This window comes from Microcoleus vaginatus FACHB-2002 (assembly GCF_040004035.1).
In the GTDB taxonomy this organism is placed as follows: Bacteria; Cyanobacteriota; Cyanobacteriia; order Cyanobacteriales; family Microcoleaceae; genus Microcoleus; species Microcoleus vaginatus_C.
Window position 1 is genome coordinate 125780 of record NZ_JAMPLN010000013.1, and the last position, 13999, is coordinate 139778.

The 13999-nt window shown below is 42.6% G+C and carries 13 protein-coding genes; 11 read left to right on the forward strand and 2 right to left on the reverse strand.

The features are described 5' to 3' along the window. Positions 1 to 64: 64 nt before the first annotated feature. The 9 genes from NDI35_RS13650 to NDI35_RS13690 all read left to right on the forward strand — a co-directional run bounded on the left by NDI35_RS13650 (position 65) and on the right by NDI35_RS13690 (position 11088). Positions 65 to 3160, forward strand: a complete 3096-nt coding sequence (locus NDI35_RS13650) for a response regulator (protein ID WP_445313203.1) — start codon at positions 65 to 67, stop codon at positions 3158 to 3160. Positions 3161 to 3170: 10 nt separating this feature from the next. Then, positions 3171 to 4145, forward strand: a complete 975-nt coding sequence (locus tag NDI35_RS13655) for a GGDEF domain-containing response regulator (RefSeq protein ID WP_445313204.1) — start codon at positions 3171 to 3173, stop codon at positions 4143 to 4145. Positions 4146 to 4494: 349 nt separating this feature from the next. Then, positions 4495 to 5124 carry a macro domain-containing protein gene (locus NDI35_RS13660; protein WP_445313205.1) on the forward strand — a complete coding sequence of 210 codons (630 nt, stop codon included), beginning with the start codon at positions 4495 to 4497 and terminating at the stop codon, positions 5122 to 5124. Between the two features lie 381 nt (positions 5125 to 5505). After that, entirely contained in the window at positions 5506 to 6111 is a 606-nt protein-coding gene (locus tag NDI35_RS13665; RefSeq protein WP_445313206.1) for a hypothetical protein, read from the forward strand. Between the two features lie 174 nt (positions 6112 to 6285). After that, positions 6286 to 8073: an aspartate--tRNA ligase gene (gene aspS / locus NDI35_RS13670; RefSeq protein ID WP_445313207.1), complete on the forward strand. Its 1788-nt coding sequence runs from the start codon at positions 6286 to 6288 to the stop codon at positions 8071 to 8073. A gap of 183 nt (positions 8074 to 8256) precedes the next feature. Continuing rightward, positions 8257 to 8484, forward strand: coding sequence for a hypothetical protein (locus NDI35_RS13675; protein ID WP_445313208.1), 228 nt, complete (start codon positions 8257 to 8259; stop codon positions 8482 to 8484). Then, a complete protein-coding gene (locus tag NDI35_RS13680) occupies positions 8474 to 8884 on the forward strand; it encodes a putative toxin-antitoxin system toxin component, PIN family (RefSeq protein ID WP_445313209.1) in 411 nt (136 codons plus the stop codon). Before NDI35_RS13675 ends, NDI35_RS13680 begins: the two co-directional genes overlap by 11 nt. Before the next feature lie 387 nt (positions 8885 to 9271). After that, a complete protein-coding gene (locus NDI35_RS13685) occupies positions 9272 to 9484 on the forward strand; it encodes a type II toxin-antitoxin system VapB family antitoxin (RefSeq protein ID WP_333431261.1) in 213 nt (70 codons plus the stop codon). Between the two features lie 179 nt (positions 9485 to 9663). Further along, on the forward strand, positions 9664 to 11088 hold the full coding sequence (locus NDI35_RS13690) for a nucleotidyltransferase domain-containing protein (RefSeq protein WP_445313210.1): 1425 nt from the start codon (positions 9664 to 9666) through the stop codon (positions 11086 to 11088). A gap of 231 nt (positions 11089 to 11319) precedes the next feature. On the opposite strand, the gene NDI35_RS13695 is transcribed toward NDI35_RS13690, so the two are convergent. Then, a complete protein-coding gene (locus NDI35_RS13695) occupies positions 11320 to 11553 on the reverse strand; it encodes a hypothetical protein (protein ID WP_242719202.1) in 234 nt (77 codons plus the stop codon). 167 nt (positions 11554 to 11720) lie between these two features. On the opposite strand from NDI35_RS13695, the gene NDI35_RS13700 reads away from it, so the two are divergent. Both NDI35_RS13700 and NDI35_RS13705 read left to right on the forward strand, forming a co-directional pair. Beyond that, entirely contained in the window at positions 11721 to 11927 is a 207-nt protein-coding gene (locus tag NDI35_RS13700) for a ribbon-helix-helix domain-containing protein (RefSeq protein WP_083888202.1), read from the forward strand. Beyond that, positions 11908 to 12255, forward strand: coding sequence for a ribbon-helix-helix domain-containing protein (locus NDI35_RS13705; protein WP_445313211.1), 348 nt, complete (start codon positions 11908 to 11910; stop codon positions 12253 to 12255). The genes NDI35_RS13700 and NDI35_RS13705 overlap by 20 nt, the downstream gene beginning before the upstream one ends. A 10-nt stretch (positions 12256 to 12265) precedes the next feature. On the opposite strand, the gene NDI35_RS13710 is transcribed toward NDI35_RS13705, so the two are convergent. Further along, positions 12266 to 13741, reverse strand: coding sequence for a glycosyltransferase family 87 protein (locus tag NDI35_RS13710; protein WP_445313212.1), 1476 nt, complete (start codon positions 13739 to 13741; stop codon positions 12266 to 12268). Positions 13742 to 13999: the final 258 nt, after the last annotated feature.

Below are 13999 nucleotides of genomic sequence, written 5' to 3' on the forward strand. Positions count from 1 at the left end.
ATCTAGTTATTGGTAATTCTCGATCAAAGCCTCCTTAATTTTTATTGAAAATTACTGCTCTAAAATGCCTCATAAAATTTCCCAATTTTCCCAAATCACTCCTTTAACTTTAACAAGTTTAGAGGAATGCAGTGAAGAATCCGTGTATGCTCCCGGTCATATTCAGCCCCACGGAATCGTTTTATTGATGCAAGGAAACAGCCTCAATATTTTACAAGCTAGCGAAAATGTAGAACAGTTTTTTGGCATCTCTGCCCAAGAATTGCTAGGTCAGCCATTGCCAGCTTTATTGGGTCACGAGCAAGTACAAGAAATAGTCAGGCATCTAAATCAAGAAGAACTCAACATTCATAATACTTTCGATCTAAAAATCCCTCTAAAAGACGGGAAGATTCAAACATTTAGAAGCACACTGCATCAACTAAAAGATGAGTTGATTCTGGAGCTCGAACCCCAATTGACTATTGAAAATAATCATTCAATAGATTTTTATCAGCGTCTGCAAACAGTTATCCTCAACTTTCGCAGTGCGATCAATATTTCGGATTTAGCTCAAACCATTGCTAAAGAAGTGAAAGCCCTGACCGGGTTCGATCGCGTGATGATCTATCGTTTTGAAGCAGATGAGCATGGGGTGGTGATTGCTGAAGAGAAAGAAAGCTATCTAGAAAGCTACCTGGGATTGCATTACCCGGCGATCGATATTCCCGTACCCGCCCGCAAATTGTTTTACCGCAATTGGATACGCCAAATTCCCAATATCAATTACACTCCGGCCCGCCTAATTCCTACCAACCATCCCGTAAGCGATACACCCCAGGATCTAAGTGCTTGTGTGTTAAGGGGAGTATCTCCCTACCACATTGAATATTTGCAGAATATGGGAGTTGCTGGGACACTGACGATTTCGTTAATTGACGATCGACGCCTCTGGGGATTAATTGCCTGTCACCATTACAGCCCGCGATTGGTAGATTACGAAACTCGCAAAACCTGTGAATTTTTAGGACAATTTGCCTCGATCGAACTGGTACATCAGCAAGAGCGAGAATTGAACGTTTACCGATCGCAAGCGAAAACTATTCAGGATCAACTTCAGCAGGCGTTCCGGCGAGATTCTAATTTTATCGAACAGGTATTGACCGAAAATGCTTCTCAATTGCTAGATTTAGTTCATGCTCAGGGAGCTGCAATTATGCTCGATGGTCGTCTGACATTGGTGGGTCAAACACCATCTGAAGCTGAGGTTGACGAACTCCTGCAATGGTTGCTGGAACAGAACAAAGAACGAGTGTTTGCAACAGCTTCTTTGTCTCAGTTGTATCCCCAAGCGACGCAATTCAAAGAGCGAGCTAGCGGTGTTTTAGCAATCTCAATATTCTTATGCTACGCCATACAAAAGTCATACCATATCCTTTGGTTCCGACCCGAACAAATTCAAACCATAAACTGGGCAGGTAATCCACAGGATGCTGTGTCGATCGACGAAATTGGAAAAATGCACCTGTGTCCGCGCAAATCCTTTGGACTGTGGCAAGAGACAGTGCGGGAGATGTCTTATCCGTGGCAGATTGCAGAGTTAGAAGCTGCTGCCGAAATGAGACATATCCTCATGCTGGCGGTGTTAGAATTTTCGCAAGCTGCCCTAGAACACGCTGCAGAAAGGGCAGCTATAGCCAACCGTGCCAAAAGCCAGTTCCTTGCCAACATGAGCCACGAGCTCAGAACGCCACTCAACGCCATTCTGGGATTTACCCAGCTTATGAACCGCAGCCCCTATATTCCAGAAGAATTTCAAGAGCATTTAGGGATCATTACCCGTAGTGGAGAACACCTGCTGACACTGATCGACGATGTTTTGCAAATGTCTAGGATTGAAGCAGGGCAATTGGTACTGAGTAAAAGCTGTTTTAATCTGCATCGAATGCTGGGTTCTATTAACGAGATGTTCACCATCAAAGCGCCTGAGAAAGGGTTACATCTGAGTAGCGAGTGGGATGCTACTGTCCCCCGTTATGTCTGTGGCGATCAAGCAAAACTTCGCCAAATCTTGATTAATCTGCTGGGGAATGCGATCAAATTTACCACAACAGGAACGATCGTGCTGCGCGGACGAGCTTTTTCATCAGAGGATATGCCAGCCGGTACAAATTGCGATCGCGCCACTAATCCACCCGATATTAAACCAACTATTACCCTGTGTCTCGAAGTTGAGGATACCGGAGCTGGCATTTCTCCCTCAGATTTAGAATCAATTTTTGACGCTTTCATGCAAACCAATCGCGGTCGTCACGATCGAGGAACAGGTTTAGGACTGTCTATCAGTCGTCAGTTTGCGCGTCTGATGGGAGGCGATATCACCGTGCGAAGCACCCTGAATCTAGGCTCGACTTTTACCTGCCAAGTTGTTTTGGAACTACCAGAGTCGCTTGATTTAGAGGAACCTGAAATTAGCGATCGGATTATCGGGATCGAACCTGGGCAACCTATCTACCGAATTCTAGTAGTAGAAGACGTTCCAGAAAATCGGCAACTGCTGGTGACGCTGCTGGAATCAGTTGGGTTTGATGTGTGTGCGGTGGAAAATGGGGTAGAGGCGATCGCTCGTTGGCAAACATGGCACCCTGACCTGATTTTGATGGACATTCAAATGCCTGTCATGGATGGTTATGAAGCGACGAGACAGATTCGAGCACAACAGTCATTAGTCATGAGTCATGAGTCATCAGCAGATAACTCAGGGCAAATGTCACAGGACAAAAGACAAATTACACGCATCATTGCTCTCACTGCCTATGCTTTTGAAGACGATCGTATCGCCAGCCTGCAAGTCGGTTGCGATGACTACATTGCCAAGCCGTTTACTGAAGACACAATTTTCAACAAAATAGCTCATCACTTGGGCGTCCATTACTGCTACGCCGAAAAAGTTGGGCCAGACTCATCAGCTTCCCCACCAAAGATATTTACTCCAGACTTGAAAACGATGCCAACCAAGTGGATTGCAGAAGTTCATGAAGCAGCACTAGATCTTAGTGATAATAAGCTTTATGAACTTATTGCTCAAATTCCCAAGGAGAAACAAGATTTCATCGCGGCAATGACATCTTTGGTTGATAACTTTCAGCTTGAAGCGATCGCAACTCTCACCCAGATTTAGGAATAAGACCATGACAGCTTTATTCAAACTTGCGGCCCAAACGAATATTCTCATCGTGGATGATACGCCAGACAATTTGCGCTTGTTAGCCAAAATTCTAGAGTCACAGGGCTATATTGTGCGAAAAGCCCTCAACGGCAGGATGGCACTCCAAGGTATTCATCGCGACCCACCTGCTCTGATTTTACTTGACATCAATATGCCGGAGATGAATGGGTACGAAGTCTGCCAAAAGTTAAAAGCATCGGAAGCCAGTGCTCAGATACCAGTTATTTTTATCAGTGCGCTTGAACAACTGGAAAACAAGGTACGAGCCTTTGAACTGGGTTGTGTAGACTATATTACCAAACCCTTTCAAGAGCAGGAAGTGCTGATGCGAGTAAAAAATCAATTACTCATCCAACACCAACGCCAACAACTGCTCGAACAAAATCAACGTTTAGAACACGAAATCCAGGAACGTCTGAGGGCAGAAGCAGAAGTAAGGCAGCTATCCGTGACCGATGAATTAACTGGATTATATAACCGGCGAGGCTTCTTTTTACTAGCAAATCAACAACTAAAAATTGCTCGACGCACGCAAACATCCTATTTTATTTTGTTCGCTGACTTAGATGGTTTGAAAAAGATTAACGATACTTTAGGACACGAAATGGGAGACCGAGTAATCGTTGACGCAGCTCAAATCTTGAAGCAAACCTTCCGTGAGGCGGATATTGTGGCTCGACTGGGAGGAGATGAATTTGCTTTATTTATTCCTAATTTTTCGGGTGATTCATCTATTAATTTCTATGCTAGGTTGCAAGAAAATATAGATCGCTTTAATCTACAGTCCGAGCGAGCTTATATATCCATGAGTCTTGGTGTGGAGTTTGGGGATTTAAACAATGAATTTTTATTAGAACAATTGCTGGCCAAGGCTGACAAACTCATGTACGAGCATAAACGCACCAAACGCTGTTTAAATCCTCAACCGTTCTTTTGAGAACAAGGATATTGGAGCGCCATAAGCATTATTTATTAAACGTGAGTTCAACCGAAAAAGAGTAAACTGAAAACAAGAGAGGGAAACAGCTTGCAGACTTTAGCCCCTCAGCCGGAAAACACCATGTAGTACACATCATCACACCTAAACCTGACAGAGTACCCACCGGGTTAAAAGCTCTCTCTGTATTAGGTTAAGGGTGTGTGCGATCAAAAAATGTCGTAGCTATTGAACATTTGCTAGTTGAAATCGAGATGGATTTTAAATTCAGCCGACTTATGTAAAGTATTGTAGGATTAAATTGGCGATCGCTCTAGTTGTTCGCAATTAAAATTAAGAGAGAGTATTTATGCAAATTGTGCTGGCTACCTTAGACGATGGCTTAGTTAGAGCGTGGGAAAGCACTTGCGGCAGTATGGAAAATGTAAAGATACATCACGGTTCAATATTTGATGTGAAATGCGATGCTATTGTTAGTCCGGGGAATAGTTTTGGTTTCATGGATGACGGCTTAGATTTAGAAATTTCGGAATATTTTGGAGGGCAGGTTCTTGAACGCTTGCAAAAACTAATTCAGGCTCGACATCACGGTGAACTATTAGTAGGAATGGCAGAAATTGTAGACACAGACCATGCTGAAATTCCCTATTTAATAGCAGCACCAATTATGCGCGTTCCCACAGTTTTAAGAGAAACAGTAAATGTTTATCTAGCAACCCGCGCTATTTTGACTCTCGTTAAATTTGGCTCAGTCCCAGATGGAACGCCAGTCAAACATATCATTGGAACTATCGCTATTCCCGGCATGGGTACGGGAATGGGCAAAGTGCCGCCACATATCTGCGCCAATCAAATGAAAGTGGCGCTCGAAGAGATCCTCTTATCTCAGTACGAATTTCCTCAATCTTTACTGCACGCTCAAAGATGTCACCACTTGTTATATACGGAGGAGAGCGAAGATTTGCAGTTGGAAAATTGAAACTATTAAATTTGCCAGTTTTATTGTGGTGAGAAACCAAGTTGATTGGTGTGTGTTTTTTTAGGTAGAGAGACTTATCACAAATTTAAGTGCGCTAAACCGTACCTGCAAGTTGGCGGTATCTTACACACGAGAGCAACTTTGGTAGATATAATGTAATAGAACTGAGGTCATTCCAACTAGGTAAGCGCGGATACAAAAGTTGATAAAGCTGGAACAAAAATTGCCTAGTTCTTATTAAATGCCAGAATTCGTTCTGGCGCTACACGTACGAAGTCGGTATAAAAGACCACAATTCCATCTGGCGCTACACCTACAAAGTCTGCATCCAGGGACTGTGAGATTTGTTGAAAATGTTTACTACCACAGGAGAAGATTGATATGACAGATCCAAAAGTAACCGAGGAACCAGTTTTAGAGGCAACTCTCGAAACGACGGAGCTCGTCAAACAAGAGATGCCCGACGCGACTGATGAGGCGATCGCAGAAACTGCGGCGCTGTTTGAAGCAATTAAAAAACGCGCCACCGCCGAAGTGCAAGCAGCGGGCGAACTCACCCGCGAAGCTTATTTAAAAGCTGTCAATAAGGCCTCCGGGGCCATCGAAGAAAATAAGGATCTCGCCCACGAGAGATTCACAGAAGCAGTCAGGCTGATTAAACAAGAAACTGAGAAAAATTGGCTAGTGGTAGATGCGATTAAAACGCGGGCGCAAGCGCAGGTGCAAGATGCCGGCGAAGTCAGTCGCGAAGCTTATTTGAAAGCAGTGCGACAAGCGCGAGAAGCGGTGGAACAAAATAAATTGATCGAACGCGATCGCATTGAACAAGCTGTTGACCACATTCAGACGGAAGCTGAAAAGAATTGGCACGTTATTGTGAAGCAAATTGAGTCGATCGGCACTCGCTTGACGGATGCGGCTAAGTCTGCATGGAACGCGCTGACGGCGTTTTTTGACAAGTCTCACAGCGATCGCGGGGATTCGTAGAACATTGTATTTGTGGGGCGGGCGGGACGCCCACCCCACAATAATTTCATCAGCATTGACTGTAAAATTGAGATGCGCCTCTGCTTAAAAATCATCCGTGCATTTGCATTCCGCAGAAGTTTCAGGCATACTGCATAATTAAAAAGCTTTATTTTTAGTCCACAACCCCCAATTATGAGAAGTTACTACTGCGGCGAACTGCGAAGCGAACACATTGGAGAGACTGTCACCCTTTACGGCTGGGTGGATCGCCGCCGCGATCATGGCGGGGTGATTTTTCTGGATGTGCGCGATCGATCGGGTATTGTGCAAATTGTCAGCGATCCTGAACGCACCCCCGATTCCTATCACGGGGCTGAGGCTTTACGCAGCGAATACGTGGTTAAAATTACCGGGCGAGTCACCGGTCGCCCCGAAGATTCCCTCAACCCGAAATTGCCTACGGGTGAAGTAGAAATTTACGCTGACGAAATTGAGTTGTTAAATGCGGTTCGCAAACAGTTACCGTTTCAGGTGGCGACGGCGGAAAATGAAAGCGTCCGGGAAGATTTGCGGCTGAAATATCGCTATTTGGACTTGCGGCGCGATCGTATGAGTCGCAACTTGCAGCTTCGCCACCAAGTTGTCAAAGCCATACGCCGCCACCTGGAAGATGTCGAAGGTTTCATGGAAATTGAAACGCCGATTTTAACTCGGGCGACTCCCGAAGGTGCGAGAGATTATTTAGTTCCCAGCCGCGTCAATCCCGGTGCATGGTATGCTTTGCCGCAGTCGCCGCAGTTGTTCAAACAATTGTTGATGGTGTCTGGTTTTGACAGATATTATCAAATTGCCCGCTGTTTCCGCGATGAAGATTTGCGCGCCGACAGACAGCCAGAATTTACGCAATTGGACATGGAAATGAGTTTCATGTCTGTGGAAGAAGTAATTGCCTTAAATGAAGGTTTAGTTTGCCATATTTTCCAAACTGTCAAAGGCGTTGAATTGCCTTGTCCTTTCCCGCGTTTGACTTACGCGGAAGCAATGGATCGCTATGGTAGCGACAAACCAGACACTCGCTTCGGTATGGAATTAGTCGATGTTTCCGATTTGATGAAAGATTCGGGATTTAAGGTATTTTCCGGGGCGGTTGCTGCGGGCGGAATTGTGAAGATTTTGCCGATTCCGGGCGGAAATGATGCGATTTCTAACGTGCGGATTAAACCGGGTGGCGATTTGTTTAGGGAAGCCAGCGAAGCCGGTGCGAAGGGATTGGCTTACATTCGCGTGCGGGATAATGGCGAAATTGATACGATCGGCGCAATTAAGGATAATTTGACGGAAGCGCAAAAACAGGAATTGCTCGATCGCACGGGCGCGCAACCAGGTCATTTGTTGTTATTTGCTGCGGCTGACGCGATAACTGTCAATAAGACTTTGGATAGATTGCGTTTGTTCGTGGGTAACGAATTGGGATTGATTGATAAAGACAAGATGAATCTGCTGTGGGTGACAGATTTCCCGATGTTTGAATGGAACGCTGATGAGAAGCGTTTGGAAGCATTACACCACCCGTTTACTGCGCCGCATCCTGACGATATTAATGATTTGAAAACTGCGAGAGCTCAAGCTTACGATTTGGTGTTAAACGGTACAGAAGTCGGCGGCGGTTCTCTGCGGATTTATCAGCGGGAAGTTCAGGAAAAGGTGTTTGAGGCGATTAGCTTATCGACTGAGGAAGCTTACAATAAGTTTGGCTTTTTGTTGGATGCGTTTGAGTATGGAACTCCGCCCCACGGAGGCATTGCTTACGGTTTGGATCGCTTGGTGATGCTGTTGGCTGGTGAAGAATCGATTCGCGATGTGATGGCGTTTCCGAAGACGCAGCAGGCGGGTTGTTTGCTGACGAATGCGCCGTCAGGTGTGGATGAGAAGCAGTTGAAGGAGTTGCAAGTGCGATCGACTTATACGCCCAAGTCATAAGTATGTAGAATACCTTGACCATTCTCCATAATCCTTTCAGGGCGGGCTAGAAGCCCACCCCACAAGAAAATTCATCTGTTGTGGAACAGGCATCTTGCCTGTTCTTGAGAATGGTGCAAGATGTGTGATAAAATAGAGTTAGAACAAAAAAAGTTTTCGTATTAACACTTTTTTTTAACGGCTATGGCAATAATTATGATTCAAGTTGATGAAAATATTAAGACAGCTTTTGAAGAAGCTAGTCCTAAGACTCAGCAAGAGTTAAGTTCGATTATTCAATTGTTTTTTAGACAAAATTTACACAATAAAACTTTAACGCAGGTGATGGCAGAAATTTCCGATCGGGCTATGCAGCGAGGCTTAACGCCTGAAATTTTACAAGACATTTTAGCAGATAATAATGACGAATAGATTTGTCATTGATACGAATGTTTTAATCAGTGCTTTACTGTTTAAAACGTCCGTCCCATTTCGGGCGATTGAGTTGGCAGAAACACAAGGAATCATTTTATATTCTGAAACGACTTTAAATGAATTAGAGCAAGTTTTGAATCGTAAAAAGTTTAACAAGTATCTTTCTTTGGAAGATCGGCAGTTATTTTTACTAAAATTTATCAGTTCATCCCAATTAGTTTCTATTAGAGAAAACATCACTGTTTGTCGAGATGAAAAAGATAATAAGTTTTTAGAGTTGGCTGTTAGTGGTAATGCCAATGTAATTGTTACGGGTGATTTGGATTTATTGGTATTAACTCCTTTTCAAGGAGTCGAAATTGTTACTCCCGATATGTTTATTGAGAGATTCAGTTAATGCCATAATTACATGGCACGTCTTTAGACTAAAAACACTATAATTATCATAGATGTCCTTGCGTTTCCGAAGACGCAGCAGGCGGGTTGTTTGCTGACGAATGCGCCGGCTGGGGTGGATGAGAAGCAGTTGAAGGAGTTGCAAGTGCGATCGACTTATACGCCCAAGTCATAAGGGTATAAAACGCCTTGACAATTTAACGATTTGTAAATTCCTGACTTCTTTGAGAAGTCGGGAATCTGGGTACTTTGAGTTTGGGGTCGTTGATGCAGAGGAGTTAGAGAGTTTGGTTGAGGTTGGTTTCGGTGAGTTGGGGAAGTTGGGTTAGGTTAAGGGTTGGGTGTGGCTATGCCATAATGAATGAGAGAATGAAATCAACCATTAACCATGACAACCACCGTTGAACTTAACGAAGAATTGGTTAAAGAAGCCTTTCGCTTAACCAATTTCAAAACAGAAAAAGAACTGATTGACTTTGCTTTGCAAGAATTAATTCGCACCCGTAAAAAGCGGAATTTACTCGATTTAAGCGGACAAATTCAATTTTCGAGTGACTACGACTACAAAGCTTTGCGGGAAAACCGAAATGTTTCTGATTGATACATCAGTCTGGATCAGCGTTTTCCGCGACAGGACAGGTGTAGTACGCCAATCCCTGGAAGCAATAATTAATGATGAAAGTATTTTTCTGAACCGATTTACTTAGATGGAACTTTTGCAAGGTTGTCGAGACGATCGCGAGTGGACACTATTAGAAATAAATACAGCAAATACTATAAATGGCTAGGAAACCAATATCAACTAAAAACATGGCTAGGGAATCAATACCAACTAATACGCAACGGAAATTATGGTCTCAGTGCGGAGGCTATTGTCAAAACCCTAATTGCAATAAGTACCTGTTTCGCGATATAGAGGGCGAATCTGTCAGCCTAGCTAATTGTGCTCACATTATTGGGGCAGGAAATACTGGGCCGCGATCCGAACACGCACTGGCTGATTATATAGACAAGAAGGGTATATCGAACTTAATTATGCTTTGTCTTGATTGCCATAAGACCATAGATGAGCTTGAAGATAGATATTCAGTCGCAGAAATCTCCCAATGGAAGGATAAACACTCTAGTAGAATTCAAGCACTGTTTAAGACTCCAGTAATCAAGAATGAAAACCATATTTTGAGAATAGTAAATGACCTTTTAGAAGAAAATAAGTTAATATTTGAGGAATATGGGCCATTTTCCAAGCAGGCAATAGAAGGAGTTTCGGGTGATGCGAAAATAATATGGAAGAGAAGATGCCTGGATACAATTTTACCCAACAATCAAACAATTATTGATTTAATTGAAAACAATAAGAGCAACTTTGCATATCCTTGGGAGCTTTATAGGCAAATGCTCACCTATAAAATTCATGCGAATTCTTTTAAGGAAAATTGTCTTTTTGAAGATAAGATAAATGATTACAAGCTATTTCCTCTAGAGTTCGACTATTTTGTAAAAAGTAAATTAGGAATAAAAACGCAAAATTTAGAAATCATAGAAAATCAGGAAATAGAATACAGGCAAAATACGATCTCGCTATATATAGATAAATTTTTGACAAATCATTCGTTTATAAAAAGAATGGAAGCTTGGAACGCTGCAATATTTAAAGTATTTTTGGCTGAGGGAAGGGAACTAAAAGTATTTGTGACCGCTACCTATTACTTTACTGAATATACGCTTGAAAAAATTCAATCAATTGATCCAAACATAGACGCTATTATTTGCTCTTATCCTTACTCTACTTACTCTAAAAGTGCTAAAAAACAGTGCGTCAAAAGTAATATTGGTCTTTTTATGCTCAAGGAATTCATGGGGGCGGTTCCTTACAAAGGAGAAAAATTCTTGAACTATCTGCTTAAGGAGGATAAAGCAAGCAGGATAAGTAGATTCTCATCTGTATTGAACACAAGTCAAATCCTTAACTGTAATTGTAAAGTTTATCTTTTCGGTTCTTATCTTAGGCAAAACGTATTTGATGACATAGATATAATCTTGGTTTATCCTGACAATGATGCGAAAAGTGGCATTGAACTGATAAAAGATAATATCAACAAGTCTTTTCAAGGAGAGGGGATTAAACTTGATTTTACTATTTGCTCAGAAGACGAATTCTTAAACATGGAATTTATCGATGATAATCGAGTGCAGGTTATTTAGGTTGGTAGTAAGAAAAAATTGACAAATTCCATGCTGTATTTTTGTACGAGTAACGCCTGGCAATCCCGTTGCACACTGGCCGAATAGAAGGTATCTGTGAATATGCAAAGATACTAGCGGTGGGTGAACTGGGTCGTTAGCTGGTTTCGGTTGGTTTATTGGGGCGGTAGTTTGAAGCTAGTCTGTTGGAGACGATCGCACTTTTTCAATTCGTGCGATCGCCCTCAAAGATTACTCTTTCCAGTAACGGGTTAAAATCCGAATTACCTCACCCGCTATCGGCGATGGTAGAGGCGGGCTCCATTCCCCAACTTCTGCAAAACCTAAAACGTGCAACAGATTAACGATGCTGTCTACCGCTTTGGGAACGCCACACAACAGCAAACGAATCGGTTGTTTACCTTGAGGTACGTCAGGAATTTCTTCCCGGAGCAGTTCGGGAACTGACTTTGGCGGTGATATCATAGAGTTTCCTCCTAAATATGGGAGTTCAAGCCCCCACCGAACGATCGTGAGTCTGAGCGGTGGGGGTTTGGTTTTTGGGTGTTTAGACTACTATAGCATAAACTAGATTGTGGTGTGCTACTTTGGCTTAAAAAATATCTAAAAAATTTGCAGTCAGCTAAAATGACATGGTGAACACGCTACCCCCAAACAATGTGAGTCCTGCAAAATCTCCTAGAGTTGCCTTTTACCCGCCACCCGAAATTAAGGAGAAGTTAGAAAAACTGGCGAGTATTGAGCGTCGTTCGATTTCCCAAATGGCATTACTTCTGGTGGAAGAAGGACTCGAAAGAGCGCAGAAGGAAGGCAAGTTTAATGAATCCAAAGACGATTAAACTAGCAACTACCACTGCGCGCGATCGCTCTCAACTGCCTGCGTGTCCTGCCGTGTACTTTGTTTTGGACGGTGACGCGGTAAGGTACAATAGGGCAGTAAAAGCACAAATAACAGCCTTGCCAGCAAAACTCCCCAGAATAGTTGTATATCTTCCAGAAGAACTTAAAGCAGACCTAGAGCGGTTAGCCAAATCGCATTATCGGCCGGTCTCGAATATGGTGTTGACATTAATTCAAGAAGCAGTAGATGAGGCTAAATCTGAGGGGAGAATTCAAAGCGACGATCGATCGCAGCAACAGAAAAGCGACAGCAACGAGCAAGACTGATTTTGGTAGATTAACAATGCTGTCTATCGGTTTGGGAATCCCCCAAATCAGCAAACGAAAGAGAGGTAATCGCTAAGACTAAAACACTTAACGTAAGGCCTAAAATCGCATAACTCGGTAGTGAAAAAATAGTTACTTTAAACAAATAAGGCAATTCCCCCCCCTTCCAGTTCCACCGCTTTCCTAGAAACACCAACAGCCCGCCATGAATCACAGCGGTTTGCACCATGACACAGCCAACCCCCAATAACCAAACCGACATTCTTTGCCTAGAGAAGGCACAATTTTTAATCTGAAAGCATAAATCATTCAGCAAAAAAACCACCGCCGGTGCTAACATCACAGAACTGGTGGGCTGTGAATAGTTGATAGCAATACTCAAAGTAGAAATTAGCACCATTTCAGATAAGTCAACCTTTTTTGACCAAGCATTGCGAGATTGTTTTTTGTAAAAATACCAACTCACTAAACCAACTAGCAGCAGAACAATCAAGTCAGAAAATAGCTTCGCCACGAAGGGACTATCGGGGAAAAATCTCGGCCCCATAACCCTTAAATCAAGGCGACTCATAGAAATATAAGCATTATTCGATGGATCATTGAGCCAGAGTGGAAATCCACGAGTCGCATCCTGTATAAATCCTGTTAAAGAATTGCCCGTTACAGCTAGACCTATAACTGCCAAAAAAGTTACCGTGACTATAGATATAAAAACTAGCTGAAACCGTTTTTTGATTAAAAAATAAGGAATAAACAATATAACTAAAGTTGGTTTAAAAAGGGCAACTCCTAATAAAACTCCGGCAATTACCTCCTGATTTTTTCTAGCATAAATAAACATCCATAACAGCAGAACCGCAATAAAAGTTGCCACATTGCCAACTTGAAGATCGAAGACAAAACCGTAGAGGAATGCAACTGATATACTACAAATAGTCCGAAAAGCTCGTGAGTACGACACCAACAAGATATTCGCTCCCCATAAAACAAAACCTGTGGCAATAAGATGCAGCCAAGTCCAGATAGTGAATGCAGTCTTCATGGGGAAATAGCCCAAGAACCACAGCGGAGGAATGATATTAGGTGGATAAACAAAAGATGGAATAAACCCACACACTTTTGTGATGCTACAGAAACCGATGTTAAACACCTCCACATTAAAGGGACTCAAATGCTGATGGGCTAATCTACTCGCTACATAAAACCACTTAAAATCCCAGTAAGGCGGATCGGGCCGAGTAGTCAGATTATAAACCAACCAACCGGTATAACTGAGAAATCGGGTGAGAACTAATACAATAACTGCTTGCAAAATAAAGTTAACGATAGGTTGACTAAAAAACTGAGTCAACCTTTGGATCGAAGGATGTTTTAAAAACAAAGAATCTTGCCATGCTGTTTTTTCGCTATCTAATCGCCAATTAAATTTGAGAAAAAAAGCGATTGTAATTAAAATAATTACATTCCAGAAGCCAAAGCTAATCATAGGAAAAAAATTAATAAAATTACTTTTTGATGATATCACGACCAGAGATTATCAACTAAAAGTCAGCCTTTGAATCTAGAATATAGACGTTTCTTCCGGGTTTCTACCTAACTCTCTTTTCTCTCTTTTCTCTGCGTCCTCTGCGCCCTCTGCGGTTAGAAAAAAAAATCTTATTCACAAACGAAATAACATTGCCATCTAAAAGCCCGATCGCACATTTGCGCCTTATAACCCTGTTCACCCCCAAACATATGCGTT

Excerpts from the sequence above, each read along its gene's own strand:
- NDI35_RS13705 (WP_445313211.1), top strand. The coding sequence starts at position 11,908 with ATGAATCCAAAGACGATTAAACTAGCAACTACCACTGCGCGCGATCGC.
- NDI35_RS13650 (WP_445313203.1), top strand. The coding sequence starts at position 65 with ATGCCTCATAAAATTTCCCAATTTTCCCAAATCACTCCTTTAACTTTA.
- aspS (WP_445313207.1), top strand. The coding sequence starts at position 6,286 with ATGAGAAGTTACTACTGCGGCGAACTGCGAAGCGAACACATTGGAGAG.
- NDI35_RS13710 (WP_445313212.1), bottom strand. The coding sequence starts at position 13,741 with ATGATTAGCTTTGGCTTCTGGAATGTAATTATTTTAATTACAATCGCT.
- NDI35_RS13685 (WP_333431261.1), top strand. The coding sequence starts at position 9,272 with ATGACAACCACCGTTGAACTTAACGAAGAATTGGTTAAAGAAGCCTTT.
- NDI35_RS13675 (WP_445313208.1), top strand. The coding sequence starts at position 8,257 with ATGGCAATAATTATGATTCAAGTTGATGAAAATATTAAGACAGCTTTT.
- NDI35_RS13700 (WP_083888202.1), top strand. The coding sequence starts at position 11,721 with ATGGTGAACACGCTACCCCCAAACAATGTGAGTCCTGCAAAATCTCCT.
- NDI35_RS13655 (WP_445313204.1), top strand. The coding sequence starts at position 3,171 with ATGACAGCTTTATTCAAACTTGCGGCCCAAACGAATATTCTCATCGTG.
- NDI35_RS13680 (WP_445313209.1), top strand. The coding sequence starts at position 8,474 with ATGACGAATAGATTTGTCATTGATACGAATGTTTTAATCAGTGCTTTA.
- NDI35_RS13690 (WP_445313210.1), top strand. The coding sequence starts at position 9,664 with ATGGCTAGGAAACCAATATCAACTAAAAACATGGCTAGGGAATCAATA.
- NDI35_RS13695 (WP_242719202.1), bottom strand. The coding sequence starts at position 11,553 with ATGATATCACCGCCAAAGTCAGTTCCCGAACTGCTCCGGGAAGAAATT.
- NDI35_RS13665 (WP_445313206.1), top strand. The coding sequence starts at position 5,506 with ATGACAGATCCAAAAGTAACCGAGGAACCAGTTTTAGAGGCAACTCTC.
- NDI35_RS13660 (WP_445313205.1), top strand. The coding sequence starts at position 4,495 with ATGCAAATTGTGCTGGCTACCTTAGACGATGGCTTAGTTAGAGCGTGG.